This window comes from Burkholderia sp. SRS-25, from assembly GCF_004343765.1.
Classification (GTDB): Bacteria; Pseudomonadota; Gammaproteobacteria; order Burkholderiales; family Burkholderiaceae; genus Burkholderia; species Burkholderia contaminans.
Genome location: NZ_PTXM01000006.1, coordinates 149,204 through 166,799, shown reverse-complemented (window position 1 = coordinate 166,799; position 17,596 = coordinate 149,204). Strand labels below are relative to the sequence as shown.

Genomic DNA, 17,596 nt, shown 5'->3' with positions numbered 1-17,596 from the left:
CGCTCAGTGCGCGTCGATCAGCAACGCGTCGTGTTCGAACGAACCGTCCGGCTGCACCGCGTAGTAGCCGCGCACCTCGTCCGGCGCATGTGTCCACAGCGCGCGGACGCCGGTGACGCTGTCGGCCGGCGTGCGGATGCGCGCGACCCACGTATCGAAATCGATCGGCAGCCGCCAGCGGCTGTGCACATGCGCGTCGAAGCCGGCTTCGCGGAACATCGCGAGCCATTCGTCCGCCCGGTAGTCGCGCACGTGCGACGCGTCGCGCAGCACTTCCGCGGCCTGCAGGTACGTATCGAGAAGCGGATGGTCGTTGCCGGCGATATCGATCATCAACACGCGGCCGCCCGGTTTCAGCACGCGGCGCACCTCGGCGAGCGCCGCGCGCATGTCGTGCCAGTGGTGCGCGCTCATCCGGCTCACGACCCAGTCGAACGTCGCCGTCTCGAACGGCAGTCGCTCGGCCGGCCCCTGCTGCGTACGGATGTTCGCGAGCCCGCGTTCGCGCGCGGCGGCGTCGACGGTCGCGAGCATCTGCGCGGCGAGATCGTAGGCGACCACGTCGCGCACGTGCGGCGCGACGGCGAAGCTTGCATGGCCGGCGCCACAGCCGAGATCGAGCACCGCGGCATCGGGCGTTGCGCGCACCGCGTCCGCGAGCGTCTGCAGATCGGCGCCCGTCGCGTGGACCGTGCTCGTCAGATAGGCGGCGGCCGTCGTGCCGAATGCGTCGGCGACCTGGTCGTGGTGTTTCATCGTTCGCTCCTTTGTACCGTTGCCGGTGCGACAGACGCCTCGGCATCTGCTCCGGCCCCATGCACGCGTTTTGTGGGACGCCCGCTGCCCTGGCAGCGCGCGAGCCGCTACAATAGGCCTGCGTTTGTACCAGTACAAGCTAAGCAGTTATTCTGGTATTCGATACACCCGTCTGATCGTTGCCGCGCCCCCGTTTCCATTTCGCCGTCTCCGCATGAACCATCCGTCCTCCGCTCCCGTCCCACCGCTCGACGCCACGCCCGCCCGTGCGCTCGGCGAATTCATCCGCGCCCACCGCGAGCGGCTGTCGCCGCAGGCCGTCGGCCTGCCGCCCGGCCCGCGCCGCCGCACGCCGGGGCTGCGGCGCGAGGAAGTCGCGCAGCTGTGCGGCGTCAGCCCGACCTGGTACACGTGGATCGAACAGGGCCGCCCGGTTTCGGCATCCGCCGACGCGCTCGCGCGGATCGCCGTCGCGCTGCAACTGTCGAAAGCCGAGCGCGCCTACCTGTTCGAGCTGGCCGCGCAGCGCGACCCGGCCGAACCCGACGTCGCGGGCGGCGACCTGCCGCCGACGCTCGCCGCGACCGTCGCGGCAATCGCGACGCCCGCGTACGTGCTCGACCGGCAATGGAACGCACTCGCATGGAACGCGCCGGCCGCCGCGCTCTTTTCCGGCTGGCTCGACGGCGAGCACGACCGCAACCTGCTGCGCTTCACGTTCATGTCGCCGACGGCACGCACGCTGATCGTCGACTGGGAAACCCGCGCGCGGCGGCTCGCGGCCGAATTCCGCGCCGATTCGATCCGCCACCTGACCGATGCGCCCACGCGTGCACTGATCGACGCGCTGACCGCCGGCAGCGACGCGTTCGCGCAGTACTGGGCATCGCAGGACGTGTTCGAACGCGAAGGCGGCCTGCGCGAATTCGATCATCCGGCCGACGGCCGCCTCGTGTACCAGCAGATCACGCTGAAGCCCGCGCATCGCGAGGACCTGAAGCTGGTCGTGCTGGTGCGCGACTGAACGGGCCGGCCTGCGCAGGCTACGTCCGGCAGGCCGCCGAACGGCCGCGCGCCGCGGCGGGCAGGCCCGCGAATGTTAGAATCGCGGGATTCCCTCGGCGGCGCACGCCGCCCAAACATCCCCTTCGAAGAATCGCCATGACGTCCCAACTGCACAAAAAGGGCGAGGCCTGGTCGGCCCGCTTCTCGGAACCGATGTCCGAGCTGGTCAAGCGCTACACGTCGTCGGTATTTTTCGACAAGCGCCTCGCGCTCGTCGACATCGCCGGCTCGCTCGCGCACGCGAACATGCTCGCCGCGCAGAAGATCATCAGCGCCGACGACCTGGCCGCGATCGAACGCGGGATGGCGCAGATCAAGGGTGAAATCGAGCGCGGCGAATTCGAATGGCAGCTCGACCTGGAAGACGTCCACCTGAACATCGAGGCGCGCCTGACCGCGCTGATCGGCGATGCCGGCAAGCGCCTGCACACGGGCCGCTCGCGTAACGACCAGGTCGCGACCGACATCCGCCTGTGGCTGCGCGGCGAGATCGACCGCATCGGTGGCCTGCTGAACGACCTGCGCGGCGCGCTGCTCGACCTCGCGGAACAGAATGCCGACACGATCATGCCGGGCTTCACGCACCTGCAGGTCGCGCAGCCCGTCACGTTCGGCCACCACCTGCTCGCGTACGTCGAGATGTTCTCGCGCGACGCGGAGCGGATGCGCGACTGCCGCACCCGCGTGAACCGCCTGCCGCTCGGCGCGGCCGCGCTCGCCGGCACGAGCTACCCGATCGATCGTCACGCCGTGGCGAAGACGCTCGGCTTCGACGGCATCTGCGCGAACTCGCTCGACGCGGTGTCGGATCGCGACTTCGCGATCGAATTCACGGCCGCCTCCGCGCTCGTGATGACGCACGTGTCGCGCTTCTCCGAAGAACTCGTGCTGTGGATGAGCCCGCGCGTCGGCTTCATCGACATCGCCGATCGCTTCTGCACCGGCAGCTCGATCATGCCGCAGAAGAAGAACCCGGACGTGCCCGAGCTCGCGCGCGGCAAGACGGGCCGCGTGAACGGCCACCTGATGGCACTGCTAACGCTGATGAAGGGCCAGCCGCTCGCGTACAACAAGGACAACCAGGAAGACAAGGAACCGCTGTTCGACACGGTCGATACCGTTGCCGACACGCTGCGGATCTTCGCCGAGATGGTTGCCGGCATCACCGTGAAGCCGGACGCGATGCGTGCGGCCGCGCTGCAGGGCTTCTCGACCGCCACCGACCTCGCCGACTACCTGGTGAAGCGCGGCCTGCCGTTCCGCGATGCGCACGAAGCCGTCGCGCACGCCGTGAAGATCTGCGACGACCGCGGCATCGACCTGGCCGACCTGACGCTCGACGAGATGAAGCAGGAACTGCCGAACGTCGCGCACCTGATCGGCGAAGACGTGTTCGGCTACCTGACGCTCGAGGGCTCGGTCGCGAGCCGCAACCACCCGGGCGGCACCGCGCCCGACCAGGTGCGTGCGGCGGTCAAGGCTGCGCGCGCCGCGCTCGGCCAGTAAGCCCGCTGTTCCGGACGGACGCCTTCGGCGTCCGTTTTTCATTCGGGCGGCCGCCGCGCCGCCCATCGCCCTCCCTGCTTCCCGAATGCCGCCGATGACCTTTTCCGCCGCGCTCTTCGACATGGACGGCCTGCTCGTCGATTCCGAGCGGACCATCATGAACACGTGGATCGACGTGTCGAATGCGCACGGCGTCACGCTGACCACCACCGACTACCTGCAGATCGTCGGCCGCTCGTTCGCCGAAGGCCAGGTCATCCTGGCACGGCTGATCGGCAACCCCGATACGTTCGACGCGGTGCGCATCCGCGTGCGCGAGCAGCTCGCGGCGCCCGAACCGCATCCGAAGTTTCCGCTGAAGCCCGGCGCGTTCGCGCTGCTCGACGCGCTCGCGCAAGCCGGCATTCCGTGCGCGGTCGCGTCGTCGTCCGCGTGCGAGGTCATCCGCGCGCGGCTCGACGCGGTCGGCGTGCTGCCGTTCTTCCGCGCGATCGCCGGCGGCGACGAAGTCTCGCGCGGCAAGCCCGATCCGGCCGTCTACCGGCTCGCGGCCGAACGCCTCGGCGTGCCGGCCCACGCCTGCGTCGCGTTCGAGGACAGCGACTTCGGCGCACAATCGGCCGCCGGCGCGGGCGCCTCGGTCGTCACCGTGCCCGACCTGAAGGCGCCGACGCCCGAAATCATCGCGCTGAGCCTGCACGTGCTCGCGTCGCTCGACGATGCGGTCGCGCTCGTGCCGTCGTGGTTCGGCGGGCTCGATGAGCAATGGCCCGCCTGAATCGCGGCCGCCAAATGAAAAACGGGCACCTTGGGTGCCCGTTTTGCTTTTTGCCGTATCGCCGAACCCTCGGCATCGCCATTGCGCTTACTTGTTGCCGGCCGTTTCCGACAGGCGCTTCATCGTCGCGATGCGCGCACCGATCAGGTCGACACGGCCGTCCTCGCCGACGAGCGGCGCCGTCGCATCGCGGAACCCGACCCACGCGCGCTGTGCGCGGACGAGCGTCGCGGCCGAATGCGCGGGCATCTTGCGGCGCAACTTCTGGTAATAGCGGTTCAGGTCGAACAGCGCGTGTTCGCACGCGGCGTCCTGTTCGCACGGCCGCACGCGGCGCACGGCGGGATCGCGCGGCGCGTTCGCAGGCTTGCCGTTCGGTTTGGCCGCACCCTGGGCCGCGCTCGGGGCATCACCCGCGCTGCCCTGCGCGCCGCTCGTAGCCGCGACCGGCACGGCCGCGGGCGCCGGCGCCGGCGCATAGCGATCGGCCGCAGCGCGCAGCGCCAGCGCGCGATCGCGCACGGGCTGCAGTTGCAGATCGGCACTCGACATCGCGTACGACGTGCCGCGCGTGGTGTCGTACACGGCCTTCAGCAGATGCACTTCATCCTTGCGCCACGTGAGCCAATGGCGCTGGCTGTCCTGCCAGCCGCGCCTCGCATCGGCCGGCGCGTCCTTCAACAGGCGCTGGTACGCGCCATCCATCACTGCCTGCCACTGCTGCTGCGCTTCGCCCATGCACTGGATCTGCCCGGCCGGCGACGACCGGTCGCGCCGCGCGAGGCATTGCCGCATCGCGACGTCGATCGGGTCGGCCGCCGCGACTTCCGCGTGGACGACACCCGCGCCCGCGAGCCCCGTCAATCCTGCCGCCCAGACGACGAGCGCGGCCAGCGCCGCACGCATCGCCTGGGTTCGTCCGTGCGTCGCCATCAGTCGCGCACGCAGTCGACGAAGTACTCGACGCGGCCGTTCACCTCTTCCGCGACGAGGCCGTGGATGTCGGTGTGGAAGCCCGGGAAGCGCTCGTTGAAGTCGCGCGCGAACCGCAGGTAGTTCACGATCGTCTTGTTGAAGCGCTCGCCCGGGATCAGCAGCGGGATGCCCGGCGGGTACGGCGTGAGCAGGATGCTCGTCACGCGGCCTTCGAGCTCGTCGAGCGGCACGCGGTCGATCTTGCGGTGCGCGAGCTTCGCGAACGCGTCCGACGGCTTCATCGCCGGTTCCATGTCCGACAGGTACATCTCGGTCGTCAGGCGGGCGATGTCGTTCGCGCGGTACACGTCGTGGATCTGCGTGCACAGGTCGCGCAGGCCGACGCGCTCGTAGCGCGGATGCTGCGCAACGAATTCCGGCAGCACGCGCCACAGCGGCTGGTTGTTGTCGTAGTCGTCCTTGAACTGCTGCAGCTCGGTCACCATCGAGTTCCAGCGGCCCTTCGTGATGCCGATCGTGAACATGATGAAGAACGAGTACAGGCCGGTCTTCTCGACGATGATCCCGTGCTCGGCAAGGTACTTCGTGACGATCGCGGCCGGAATGCCGGTTTCGCCGAATTCGCCGTCGACGTCGAGCCCCGGCGTGATGATCGTCGCCTTGATCGGGTCGAGCATGTTGAAACCTTCCGCCAGCGGGCCGAAGCCGTGCCAGTGGTCGTTCGGCTTCAGCATCCAGTCTTCGCGCGAGCCAATGCCCTCTTCCGACAGGTTGTCCGGGCCCCATACGCTGAAGAACCAGTCGTCGCCGTATTCGGCGTCGACCTTGCGCATCGCGCGGCGGAAGTCGATCGCCTCGGCGATCGATTCCTCGACGAGCGCGGTGCCGCCTGGCGGCTCCATCATCGCGGCCGCGACGTCGCACGACGCGATGATCGCGTACTGCGGGCTCGTCGACGTGTGCATCAGGTACGCCTCGTTGAAGCGGTGCTTGTCGAACGTGCGGTTCTCCGAATCCTGCACGACGATCTGCGATGCCTGCGAGATGCCCGCGAGCAGCTTGTGCGTCGAGTGCGTCGCGAACACGAGCGCGCCGGTGCGCGGACGGCCGTCGCCGATCGCGTGCATGTCGCGGTAGAAGTCGTGGAACGTCGCATGCGGCAGCCATGCTTCGTCGAAGTGCAGCGTGTCGAGCAGGTCGCCGAGCAGGTCCTTGATCATCTCGACGTTGTAGACGACGCCGTCGTACGTGCTCTGCGTGATCGTCAGGATGCGCGGCTTCAGGTCCGGGTTCTCGCGCATCGCTTCACGTGCGAACGGATTCGCCTCGATCTTCTTGCGGATGTTCTCCGGCTTGAATTCGTCGCGCGGGATCGGCCCGATGATGCCGAAATGGTTGCGCGTCGGCGTGAGGAACACGGGAATCGCGCCCGTCATCGTGATCGCGTGCAGGATCGACTTGTGGCAGTTGCGGTCGACCAGCACGATGTCGCCCGGGGCGACCGTCGCGTGCCAGACGATCTTGTTCGACGTCGACGTGCCGTTGGTCACGAAGAACAGGTGATCCGCGCTGAAGATGCGCGCCGCGTTGCGCTCGGACGCCGCGACCGGGCCCGTGTGGTCGAGCAGCTGGCCGAGTTCGTCCACCGCGTTGCAGACGTCCGCGCGCAGCATGTTCTCGCCGAAGAACTGGTGGAACATCTGGCCGAGCGGGTTCTTCAGGAACGCGACGCCGCCCGAGTGGCCCGGGCAGTGCCACGAGTACGAGCCTTCGTCCGCGTACTTCACGAGCTCCTTGAAGAACGGCGGCGCGAGCGAGTCGAGATAGACCTTCGCCTCGCGGATGATGTGGCGCGCGACGAACTCCGGCGTGTCCTCGAACATGTGGATGAAGCCGTGCAGCTCGCGCAGGATGTCGTTCGGCAGGTGGCGCGACGTGCGCGTCTCGCCGTACAGGAAGATCGGGATGTCCGCGTTGCGGCGGCGCACTTCGGTGACGAACGCGCGCAGCTCGATGATCGCGGTCGCGAGTTCGGGCAGCTCGCCGTCCTGGCCGGTCTCGCCGAGCATGAGTTCGTCGTCGTCGATCGACAGGATGAAGCACGACGCGCGGCTCGACTGCTGCGCGAACGACGTCAGATCGCCGTAGCTCGTGAGGCCGAGGACTTCGACGCCCTCCTTCTCGATCGCTTCGGCCAACGCCCGGATGCCGGAGCCCGAGATGTTCTCGGAGCGGAAATCTTCGTCGATGATGACGACGGGGAAACGAAACTTCATGGGCGATTCTCCAAAAAGAACGACCGCGGCGCGTCACGCGCAGCGGTCACCCGGAAACCGGTGAGACGTTATGCAACCAGATCAGGTTTTCGGCAGCGTGACACCGCGCTGACCCTGATACTTGCCGCCGCGATCGGCGTACGACACGTCGCACACTTCGTCGCTTTCGAAGAACAGCACCTGCGCGACACCTTCGTTCGCGTAGATCTTCGCGGGCAGCGGCGTGGTATTCGAGAATTCCAGCGTGACGTAGCCTTCCCACTCGGGTTCGAACGGCGTCACGTTGACGATGATCCCGCAGCGCGCATAGGTCGACTTGCCGAGGCAGACGGTCAGCACGGTCCGCGGGATGCGGAAATATTCGACGGTGCGGGCCAGCGCGAACGAGTTCGGCGGGATGATGCACACGTCGCCCTTGAAATCGACAAACGAACCCTCGTCGAAGTTCTTCGGATCGACGATCGTCGAGTTGATGTTCGTGAAGATCTTGAATTCGTCCGCGCAGCGGATGTCGTAGCCGTAGCTCGACGTGCCGTAGCTGACGATCCGGCGGCCGTCCTCGGACGCGCGGACCTGATCGGGCACGAACGGCTCGATCATCTTGTGCTCTTCGGCCATGCGCCGAATCCATTTGTCGGACTTGATGCTCATGCCAGCCTCCGCCGGGCCGCCCCAAGGAGGCTGGCCGTCCCCTCGGGGGACAGCGAACGAAGTGAGCGTTGGGGTCGTTGCATATTCGGGGCGCCTGGAAACGCTGCGTGACGGGAAACGAAGGCCGCCATTCAGGACGGCGGCCGGGGAAAGGCCGACATTTTACGCGATCATCGGCCCGCGCACGCGGCGGCCGTCAACGGATCACGCCGCAGGCAAGCGCAGGCCCCGCGCCATGCTGCGGAAACGCGGGATCGCTCGGCTCGCGATGCACGAGCGCCGCGCGGTTCATCGCCGAGCGCAAGCCATCGAGGGCCAGATCGGGGGCGACGATGAAGCCGGCCGCGACGCCATTCGCGTCCGCGTGGATGTTGCCGAGATCGCCGGCGACGCGGGCGCCCGCCCGCAGCCGGTCGGCCGCCGGCGCGAACACTTGGCCGGCGCTCGAGCCGTCGCCCGAGTTGCAGTCTCCGCGTTCGTGTACCTGCAACGCGTGATCGCTGTTCGGCGGCAGCCCGGCAAGATTGTAGGTAACCTGCACGCCGTCCGGACGCTCGACGAACGTCACCGCGCCGCGTGCCTGCGAACCGACCGTCGGCTGCAGCTGCGCGTCGGCCCGTTTTTCGTGCGACGAGGAAAAGGAGGTACAGCCGGCCAGCAGGCCCAGCGCGGCGGCGGCCAGCAGCGCGCATCGCACGCGGCCGGCGTACACGCCGTGATGTCGTTGTTTCATTCGATCCTCATGCCGGCTGACGGCCGTTTGAGACGACGGCCGCGCCGGGCGGGTAAAGGGACCCGGGAAAAGTCGCCATGATACCGCGCCTCGCGGCGCCGTAAACAGCGTGAGGCCCCGCCCCGCAAGGGTTTTACGTATTTTGAACAACGATCGACGGGAACTTCGACGTCATGTCGCGCGATCGCTCGGCAATCGCCAGCGCGACGCCGCGTGCAATCTCGCGATAGCGACGCGCCAGCGCGCCGTCGGAATCGGCCACGACCGTCGGCGTGCCGCTGTCGGCGCGCTCACGGATCGCGATGTCGAGCGGCAGGCTGCCGAGCACGTTCACGCCGTACTCCTTCGCCATCCGCTCGGCCCCGCCGGCGCCGAAGATGTGCTCCTCGTGGCCGCAGTTCGAGCAGGTATGGATGCTCATGTTCTCGACGATGCCGAGGATCGGAATCCCGACCTTCTCGAACATCTTCAGGCCCTTCTTCGCGTCGAGCAGCGCGATGTCCTGCGGCGTCGTGACGATCACCGCGCCCGTGACGGGCACGCGCTGCGCGAGCGTCAGCTGGATGTCGCCCGTGCCGGGCGGCATGTCGACGATCAGGTAGTCGAGCTCGCGCCAGTTGGTCTGGCGCAGCAACTGCTCGAGCGCGGAAGTCGCCATCGGGCCGCGCCACACCATCGGGTTGTCTTCCTCGATCAGGAAGCCGATCGAGTTCGCCTGAAGCCCGTGGCCGACGAGCGGGTTCATCGACTGGTTGTCGGGCGACTCGGGGCGCTGGCCGTGGATGCCGAGCATCGTCGGCAGCGACGGGCCGTAGATGTCGGCGTCTAGGATACCGACCGACGCGCCTTCCGCGGCGAGCGCGAGCGCGAGGTTGACGGCCGTCGTGCTCTTGCCGACCCCGCCCTTGCCCGACGCAACCGCGACGATGTTCTTCACGTTCGGCAGCAATTTCACGCCACGCTGCACCGTGTGCGCGACGATCTCCTGCGAGACCGCGACACGCGCGTCGCGCACGCCGGCCACGGCCTGGAGCGCCGCGGCGATGCGGGCGCGCACGTCATCGTGCTGGCTGCGCGCGGGATAACCGAGCACCACGTCGAGCGCCACGACGTCGCCGTCGATCGCGACGTTGCGCACGCCCTTGTTCGCCGCATACGGACGGCCGGTATTGGGGTCGACGACAGCCGCCAAAGCGGCGTCGACTTGTGCCCGGTCAATGCTCATCGAAACTCCGTGAAAACGTTTTTCTCGCGTGCAAACGTCAAAAAATATCAAATTGCGGCGCGAAAATCGGGAAAAGTGAAAGAATCTGTTGCACGCCATTGCGCGAACGCGCGACCCGGCGCACTCTTCGCGTGCGGCATGCTATGGGGCCAAATCGGCCACTTACCGCCTATATTGTAGAGGCTGACGCGTCGCACTGTCCGAACAGCCACGCTGACGGACAGGGCATGCAGCCACTTCGGCGGCTGCCGCGAGCACAGGCCTGCCCTCCTTTTTCGGGCGGCCCGCGCAGGGAGCCGTAACTGTAGTTGTCGTCGTTGTCGACTCGTTCAACCAAGAGAGGAATCCAAGATGAACATGAAAATCGCGACCCGCTTGTCCGTCTTCGCATTGGCCGGCGCACTGCTGGCAGGCTGCGCCACGCAGCAAGGCAACAATACGGCCGTCGGTACCGGCACGGGTGCGGCGCTGGGCGCAGGCATCGGCGCACTGGCCGGTGGCGGCAAGGGCGCGGCGATCGGCGCGGGCGTCGGCGCACTGGTCGGCGGCGTGACGGGTTACAACTGGCAGGCGATCAAGAACAAGCTTGCGCCGTCGGCCGCGCAGACGGGTACGCAAGTGACCGAGCAGCCGGACGGCTCGCTGAAGCTGAACGTGCCGAGCTCGGTGACGTTCGCGACGAACCAGTACGCGATCACGCCGGCCTTCACGCCGCTGCTGAACGACCTGGCGACGACGCTGAACCAGAACCCGCAAGTGACGGCCTCGATCGTCGGCTACACGGACAGCACCGGCTCGGCCCAGCTGAACCAGACGCTGTCGCAGAACCGCGCGCAAAGCGTCGTGAACGCACTGGCACAGCGTGGCGTGAATGGCGGCCGCCTGTCGGCGCAAGGCATGGGCGCATCGAACCCGATCGCGGACAACGCGACCGAGGCCGGCCGCGCACAGAACCGCCGCGTCGAAATCTATCTGCGCGCAGCGCAGGCGCAGTAAGCGCACGACGAGGGGAAGGCGCGGGCCCTCGGCCCGCGCAGCCCCGCCGGACAAGGCTTCCGTCGGGGCTGGTAACAAATCGAAAAAATTTTCGAACTTCCGTCGCAGGCCGTGGTCAGTATTTACGGTACGCGGCTGGTGTTGCCGGCGCGTCACCATTCTCCTCTTGTCGTTGTTGCTCCGGGGCCGTATCCGCCCCGGTTTTTTTTGCCCGCAGAATTCGTGCTGCATCGCAGCACATCGCCGTCGAGCACGCCGCTTGCGCGGCCCCGCCCGTTTCGGCGCCCGGTCAAGGGCGCCTGCCCGCGTCGCTGGCGCGCGCCCCTGCTAGAATCGCGGTTTCCCGTCGTTTTTCCGCTGTTCCTCTACAGACCCTATGTCCGCATCCGACCTCACTTCCGTGCAGGCTGCGGCGCCGCAAGGCGGCCGCCAGATCCTCGTTACGTCCGCACTGCCCTATGCCAACGGGCAGATCCACATCGGCCACCTGGTCGAGTACATCCAGACCGACATCTGGGTGCGGACGCTGCGAATGCATGGCCATGAGGTCTACTACATCGGTGCCGACGACACGCATGGCACGCCGATCATGCTCCGCGCGGAGAAGGAAGGCCTGACCCCGAAGCAGCTGATCGATCGCGTGTGGACCGAACACAAGCGCGACTTCGACAGCTTCGGCGTGTCGTTCGACAACTTCTACTCGACCGATTCGGACGAGAACCGCGTGCTGAGCGAGAAGATCTACGTCGCGCTGCAGGACGCAGGCTTCATCGCCGAGCGCGAGATCGAGCAGGCATACGATCCCGTCAAGGAAATGTTCCTGCCGGATCGCTTCATCAAGGGCGAGTGTCCGAAGTGCCACGCGAAGGACCAGTACGGCGACAGCTGCGAAGTGTGCGGCTCGACGTACCTGCCGACCGAACTGCTGAACCCGTATTCGGTCGTGTCGGGCGCGACGCCGGTGCGCAAGACCTCGAAGCACTACTTCTTCCGCCTGTCCGACCCGCGCTGCGAATCGTTCCTGCGCGAATGGGTGAGCGGCCTCGCGCAGCCCGAAGCGACCAACAAGATGCGCGAGTGGCTCGGCGACGCCGGCGAGGCCAAGCTCGCCGACTGGGACATCTCGCGTGACGCGCCGTACTTCGGCTTCGAGATCCCGGGCGCGCCCGGCAAGTATTTCTACGTGTGGCTCGACGCGCCGGTCGGCTACTACGCGAGCTTCAAGAATCTGTGCGACCGAAACGGCATCGACTTCGATGCGTGGGTCCGCCCGGGATCGACCACCGAGCAGTATCACTTCATCGGCAAGGACATCCTGTACTTCCACACGCTGTTCTGGCCCGCGATGCTCGAGTTTTCGGGCCACCGCACGCCGACCAACGTGTTCGCGCACGGGTTCCTGACCGTCGACGGCGCGAAGATGTCGAAGTCGCGCGGCACGTTCATCACCGCGCAGAGCTACATCGACACGGGCCTGAACCCCGAATGGCTGCGCTACTACTTCGCCGCGAAGCTGAACGCGACGATGGAAGACATCGACCTGAACCTCGACGACTTCCAGGCGCGTGTGAACAGCGACCTCGTCGGCAAGTACGTGAACATCGCGAGCCGCGCGGCGGGCTTCCTGATCAAGCGCTTCGACGGCCGTGTGCAGGACAGCGCGATGAACCATCCGCTCGTCGCGAAGCTGCGCGAGGCGATTCCGCAGATCGCCGCAAGCTACGAAGCACGTGAATACGGCCGCGCGCTGCGCCACACGATGGAGCTCGCGGACGAAGTGAACGCGTACGTCGACGGTGCGAAGCCGTGGGACCTCGCGAAGGATCCGGCGAACGCAGTCGCGCTGCACGAAACCTGCAGCGTGAGCCTCGAGGCGTTCCGCCTGCTGTCGCTCGCGCTGAAGCCGGTGATGCCGCGCGTGGCCGAAGCCGTCGAGTCGTTCTTCGGCATCGCGCCGCTCGTCTGGGCCGATGCCGCGAAGCCGCTGTCGTCGGAACAGCCGATCAAGGCGTACCAGCACCTGATGACGCGCGTCGACCCGAAGCAGATCGAAGCGCTGCTCGCCGCGAACCGCGATTCGCTGCAGGCCGAAGCCACCGGCGCGGCTGCCGCGAGCGCGAACGCCGCGAAGGAGGCAAAGAGCAACGCCAAGGCGAACGCGAAGCAGGCTGCCGTGAACGGCGCGGACGACGCACCGATCTCGATCGACGATTTCGCGAAGATCGACCTGCGCATCGCGAAGATCGTCGCGTGCCAGGCCGTCGAGGGTTCGGACAAGCTGCTGCAGCTCACGCTCGACGTCGGCGAGGAAAAGACCCGCAACGTGTTCTCGGGCATCAAGTCCGCGTACCAGCCCGAGCAGCTCGTCGGCAAGCTGACCGTGATGGTCGCGAACCTTGCGCCGCGCAAGATGAAGTTCGGCCTGTCCGAAGGGATGGTGCTCGCCGCGTCGGCCACCGACGAGAAGGCGGAGCCGGGCCTCTACATCCTCGAGCCGCACAGCGGCGCGAAGCCCGGCATGCGCGTGAAGTAAGCCGAACGCGCTGCCGCTTGCGCGAAAAAAGCCCCGCACGATGTGCGGGGCTTTTTTCATGGCTGCTCGGCGCGCCGCCCGCGCCCGCCGTCACTGCTGAACCAGCGATCGAAACGACGCGTGTAGTTCAGGTCGACGCCCTGGAACGTGCCGCCGTACGCGGACACCGACCAGAAACGCGTCAGATTGATCGTCGCCTTGAACGCGTTGGCCGCCGATTGCAGCCCCTGCTCGAAGCCGAGCACGAAGCGCTCGTTGATCGCCTTCGACACCAGCACGACCTGCGGATCGGTCAGGCCGACTTCGCTGCGGCCGACCGAGACCTCGTCGAGACCGAAGGTCTGCGCGACGCGCTTGCCGGTCACGCTGCCGAGCAGCCCGAGCGCCGCCGTCATCGCCCCCTGCTGGCCGACGTTGTTGCCCTGGTCCGTGCCGTGCCCGAACAACAGCCACGACAGCTTTTCGTTGTCGGTCACGTTCGGCTCCGACACGAGCTTGACCGTCAGCGACTGGATCGTGCCCGTCACCTGCACGCCGGCCTCGACCTCCTGGTTGCGCCGCATCGCGAGGATGTTGACGCCCGGGTTCGATACAGGGCCGTTGAACGTGAAGAAGCCGTTCTCGATCGCGAGCTTGCGGCCGAACGACGTGTACGTCGACCCTTCCGTCACGCGCACGTTGCCGACCGCGCGCAGCGGCACGCCCGGCGCGCTCATCACGGTGATCGTGCCGCGCAGCCCGAGATCCGCGCCGTGGCCCTTGAAGCGGAAGTTGTTGCCGAGGCCGACGTCGATGTTCGCGCGCGGCGCGAGCGACGGTGCCGGCTTGTCCTCGACCGGCTTCGGTTTCGCGACCGCGGAACCGCTCGGCGTCTCGCCGCGCACCGTGCCGCCCGGCTGCATGATCACCACATCGTCCGACAGGTGCGGCGCCGATTCCTCGGGCAGGTCGAACAATACGCGGTCGACGACGAACTTGCCGTCGATCGACAGCGCGCCGCGCGGCCCGTCGTTCGCGACGGTCGCCTTGCCCGACAGCGACAGCTTGCGATCCGGCGCCGCGAACAGCTCGAGCTTGTCCGCGACGATGCTCGCGGTCAGGTCGGGGGCTTCGCCGTCAAGGCGCACGCGGCCGAGTGCGCGCAGCGTACCGTCGCCGCCGTGGAACTCGACCTGCTGGAATTCGACGAGGTTTTCCGACAGCTTCACGCGCACGATGCCGTCCTTCAGCTGCACGCCCTGGTCGATGAGCGTCGCGGACAGATCGTCGCCCGTCAGCATCCCCGACAGGTTCGGCTTCGCCGGCGTGCCCGCGACCGTCAGCTTCAGCGATGCGCGGCCGCCGAGCAGGTAGCTCGGCCCGAACAGGTTGCCGGTCGTCTTCAGCGCCGGGATGTCGGCGTCGATGCGGCCCGACAGCGGGCCATCGTCGACCACGCCGAACATGCCGTCGCGCAGCGCAAACGGCACGATGACGTTCGCATCGAGCGTGCCGATCCGGTTCGCCTTCGCGAGCGCCGTCACGTTGAGCCGGTTGCCGGGCGTGAAGCTCGCGCGCGCGGACAGGTCGGTCAGCCCCAGCGATGCGATGCCGCGCCCGCTCTCGATCGTCACGTCGCCGCCGCGGCGCTTCACCTGCACATAGCCCGTCGCGTTCGCGCCGAGCGAGAAATCCCAGTCGGCGTCGAGCACGACGTCGGTGCGCACCGGCGGCCGCTGGCCCGTCAGCTCCTGGCGGACCTCGAGGAAACGCGCGACCGACGCGCCGGTCACCGAGCCCGCCGAGCGCATCTGGCCGTGATCGAACACGAACGATTTCAGGTCGATCGCCGCGCCTTCGAGCGTGAGCCGCGTCGAGCCAAGCGTCACGCGGCCGGCGCCGGCCGACACGGTCAGCGGCGACTGCAGCGCGATGGCCGGCGTGCCGCGGTTCGCAAGACGCGTGATGGTGCCGTCCCAGCGCATCCCGTCGCGATTCTCGACCACGCCGCCGTTCGCCGCGAGCGTCACGTCGATCACGCGGCCGCCGGCCACCCCGAGCGCCGACGCGTCTAGCATGTGCTTCGCGCGCGTGCCGTCGAGGTTCGCACGCAGCGACTTCAGCTTCAGCGAGCCGAGCGCGATGTCGGACGCGTCGGCCGTGAACACGAGCGCACCGTGCGCGCCGTCGCGGATGTCCGCGCGGCCCTGCGCGGCACCGATCCGGTTCGAGCCGACGACGACGCGCTCGGCCTTGTAGGTGGCCGTCACGTTCGGGTGCGCGAAGCTGCCGGTCAGGTCGCCCTGCGCCTGCACGAGCCCTTCCACGCCGAAGCCGAGCCGGTCGAGCTGCGGCGCGTCGACGACGAAGCGCAGCCGATCGCCAGGCGCGCCGAAGCTGCCGCGCAGATCCACGTGGTTGCCCGCGATCGACAGGGTCGCGTTGCTCGGCAGGATTCTCGAGCCGGCGAGCTGCACGACCCCGGCGCCGGTCAGCGGCACGCCGTCGTACAGGCTATCGCCGAGCTTGAAGGTCGCCTTCGTCGACACCTGCGGTGCGAACGCGCCCGACGCCGTCAGCGTGCCCGACACGCGCGTCTCGCCGCGCGGAGCCGACGCTTTCGCGGCCTTGGCGGGCACCTTGCCGCCGCCCGCCTTCGGCGCGCTCATCGCGGCGAGCAGCAGCGGATCGAATGCGGTCAGCGTCGCCTTCGCGTCGTAGCTCGAATGCGCATCGTGACGGAACACGCCCGTCAGGTCGATCCGGCCCTTGCCCGCCGTCACGCGCGCGTCGGTCAGCACGGTCTGCTGCGGCGTCAGCGCGACCTTCGCGCGGGCGCCGAGCGCAAGCTTCGGATCGTTCAGGTTGAAGTCGACCGTCGTCACGTCGCCCGCGAGCGTCACGCCGACCGGGCCGGCGAGACGCATCGGCCGCAACTCGGCGACGAAGGCGTTCAGGTCGAGGTTCGCGACCTTCAGGTCGAAGCGGCCCTTGCCGCCCGTCAGCGTGCCGTTGCCCGTCACGCTGCCGTCGCGGATCAGCTTCAGCGCGAGATCGTCGATCCGCTGCGCGTGCGCGTCGAGATGCACGTTCGCGTGCGCGTCGATCACCGGCAGCAGGTGGTCGCCGAGCGTGCCGGGCTTCGCGTTGACGATCGACACCGGGCCCGTCACCGCGAAACCCTTCGCGGGCTCGGCCCCGGCCGGCGCGGTAACGGGCGCGAGTTCCGCGCGCACCGCGAGATCGGCGGCCGGTGCGCCGGGGGCGAATGCCTGCGGATTCACGTGATCGAACGCGAGCGATGCGCGGGTGAGCGGCACCGCGCCGAACGGCGCGGCCTCCACGTGCGCGCGCCCGTTCAGCTTCATCCCGCTCGCGTCGACATCGGCGACGAGCGCCTCGAGCGAGCCCGACACGCGCGCGCGCGCATCGACCGGCTCGTCGGACAGCTTGCCTGCATACGTGGCGTCACCCGTCAGCGCGAACGGCTTCACACCGTCCAGCTTCGCGCGCGCGGTCAGCGCGCCGTACGGCGTATCGATGCCGTCGAGCACGAGTTCATGGTGACGGCCGTCGCTGCGGCCGTTCAGCGCGATATGGTCGAGCTGCGTCGTCGAGCCGCCGTCGTGAATCGCGAGGTGATCGACGCGCAGGTCGTCGATCCGCAACTGCAGCGGCAGGCTGAGGTCCTGCGGCGTCGTACTCGGGGTCGACGGCCCCGGCGCGATCCGCACGTCGATCGTGCCGGCACGAAGATACGCGATGGACAGCCGCCACGGCGCGCGGGTCAGCGCCCAGCGGCCGTCGAGCCGGTCGATGCGGATTTCCGTGCCGGCGCCGTCGGGGCTCGTCCACGCGAATCCCCGCAACCGCACGCCGGTCGCGAGCGAGCCGCCGTCGAGCGTGCCCGCGAGTCGCGCGCCGAGCACACGCTCGGCCACCTGCCACGCGAGCCGCGTGCCGTGCTCGGTCGTCGCCGCGGCCAGCACGAGGCCGACCGCCAGCACGACGAGCAGCACGACCGTTGCAAGCGTCCACGCGACGAACCGCCCGATCCGCGCGACGGGCCCGCGGCGCGGCGCGCGCGGCGGCGCGGCGGGCGCGCCGTCGGGCGAGTCCGGATCGTGAGGCGGCGGCGTGTCGTTCGGGTCCTTCGTCATGC

12 protein-coding genes are annotated in these 17,596 nt (G+C 68.1%); 5 read left to right on the top strand and 7 right to left on the bottom strand.

The genetic code is table 11. The features are described from left to right. Nucleotides 1-3: 3 nt before the first annotated feature. Nucleotides 4-756, bottom strand: coding sequence for a class I SAM-dependent methyltransferase (locus C5O79_RS09270; protein ID WP_122474236.1), 753 nt, complete (start codon nt 754-756; stop codon nt 4-6). A 214-nt stretch (nt 757-970) separates the two neighbouring features. Between C5O79_RS09270 and C5O79_RS09265 the strand changes: the two genes are divergently transcribed. From C5O79_RS09265 to C5O79_RS09255, 3 genes are all read left to right on the top strand, one after another. Beyond that, entirely contained in the window at nt 971-1,780 is an 810-nt protein-coding gene (locus C5O79_RS09265) for a helix-turn-helix transcriptional regulator (protein ID WP_122474237.1), read from the top strand. 137 nt (nt 1,781-1,917) lie between these two features. Beyond that, nucleotides 1,918-3,327 carry an argininosuccinate lyase gene (argH, locus tag C5O79_RS09260; protein ID WP_046544646.1) on the top strand — a complete coding sequence of 470 codons (1,410 nt, stop codon included), beginning with the start codon at nt 1,918-1,920 and terminating at the stop codon, nt 3,325-3,327. A gap of 94 nt (nt 3,328-3,421) precedes the next feature. Next, nucleotides 3,422-4,105, top strand: coding sequence for an HAD family phosphatase (locus tag C5O79_RS09255; RefSeq protein ID WP_122474575.1), 684 nt, complete (start codon nt 3,422-3,424; stop codon nt 4,103-4,105). 87 nt (nt 4,106-4,192) lie between these two features. On the opposite strand, the gene C5O79_RS09250 is transcribed toward C5O79_RS09255, so the two are convergent. From C5O79_RS09250 to apbC, 5 genes are all read right to left on the bottom strand, one after another. Further along, the gene (locus C5O79_RS09250) at nt 4,193-5,038 is read right to left on the bottom strand and encodes a lysozyme inhibitor LprI family protein (RefSeq protein ID WP_047852511.1); all 846 of its coding nucleotides are present in this window, start codon (nt 5,036-5,038) and stop codon (nt 4,193-4,195) included. Further along, on the bottom strand, nt 5,038-7,317 hold the full coding sequence (locus C5O79_RS09245) for an arginine/lysine/ornithine decarboxylase (protein ID WP_046544643.1): 2,280 nt from the start codon (nt 7,315-7,317) through the stop codon (nt 5,038-5,040). Before C5O79_RS09245 ends, C5O79_RS09250 begins: the two co-directional genes overlap by 1 nt. Nucleotides 7,318-7,398: 81 nt before the next feature. After that, nucleotides 7,399-7,968, bottom strand: coding sequence for a dCTP deaminase (gene dcd, locus C5O79_RS09240; RefSeq protein WP_006398615.1), 570 nt, complete (start codon nt 7,966-7,968; stop codon nt 7,399-7,401). Nucleotides 7,969-8,164: 196 nt separating this feature from the next. Further along, the gene (gene sodC, locus C5O79_RS09235) at nt 8,165-8,701 is read right to left on the bottom strand and encodes a superoxide dismutase [Cu-Zn] (RefSeq protein WP_046544642.1); all 537 of its coding nucleotides are present in this window, start codon (nt 8,699-8,701) and stop codon (nt 8,165-8,167) included. Nucleotides 8,702-8,834: 133 nt separating this feature from the next. Further along, the gene (gene apbC / locus C5O79_RS09230; protein WP_046544641.1) at nt 8,835-9,926 is read right to left on the bottom strand and encodes an iron-sulfur cluster carrier protein ApbC; all 1,092 of its coding nucleotides are present in this window, start codon (nt 9,924-9,926) and stop codon (nt 8,835-8,837) included. A gap of 351 nt (nt 9,927-10,277) precedes the next feature. Here apbC and C5O79_RS09225 point away from each other — a divergent pair, with 351 nt between their 5' ends. Further along, a complete protein-coding gene (locus tag C5O79_RS09225; RefSeq protein WP_046544640.1) occupies nt 10,278-10,922 on the top strand; it encodes an OmpA family protein in 645 nt (214 codons plus the stop codon). Between the two features lie 376 nt (nt 10,923-11,298). Continuing rightward, nucleotides 11,299-13,455 (top strand): methionine--tRNA ligase, encoded by a 2,157-nt coding sequence (gene metG, locus C5O79_RS09215; protein ID WP_122474238.1) that lies wholly within the window; start codon nt 11,299-11,301, stop codon nt 13,453-13,455. Nucleotides 13,456-13,511: 56 nt separating this feature from the next. On the opposite strand, the gene C5O79_RS09210 is transcribed toward metG, so the two are convergent. Continuing rightward, nucleotides 13,512-17,594, bottom strand: coding sequence for a translocation/assembly module TamB domain-containing protein (locus C5O79_RS09210; RefSeq protein WP_131931338.1), 4,083 nt, complete (start codon nt 17,592-17,594; stop codon nt 13,512-13,514). Nucleotides 17,595-17,596: the final 2 nt, after the last annotated feature.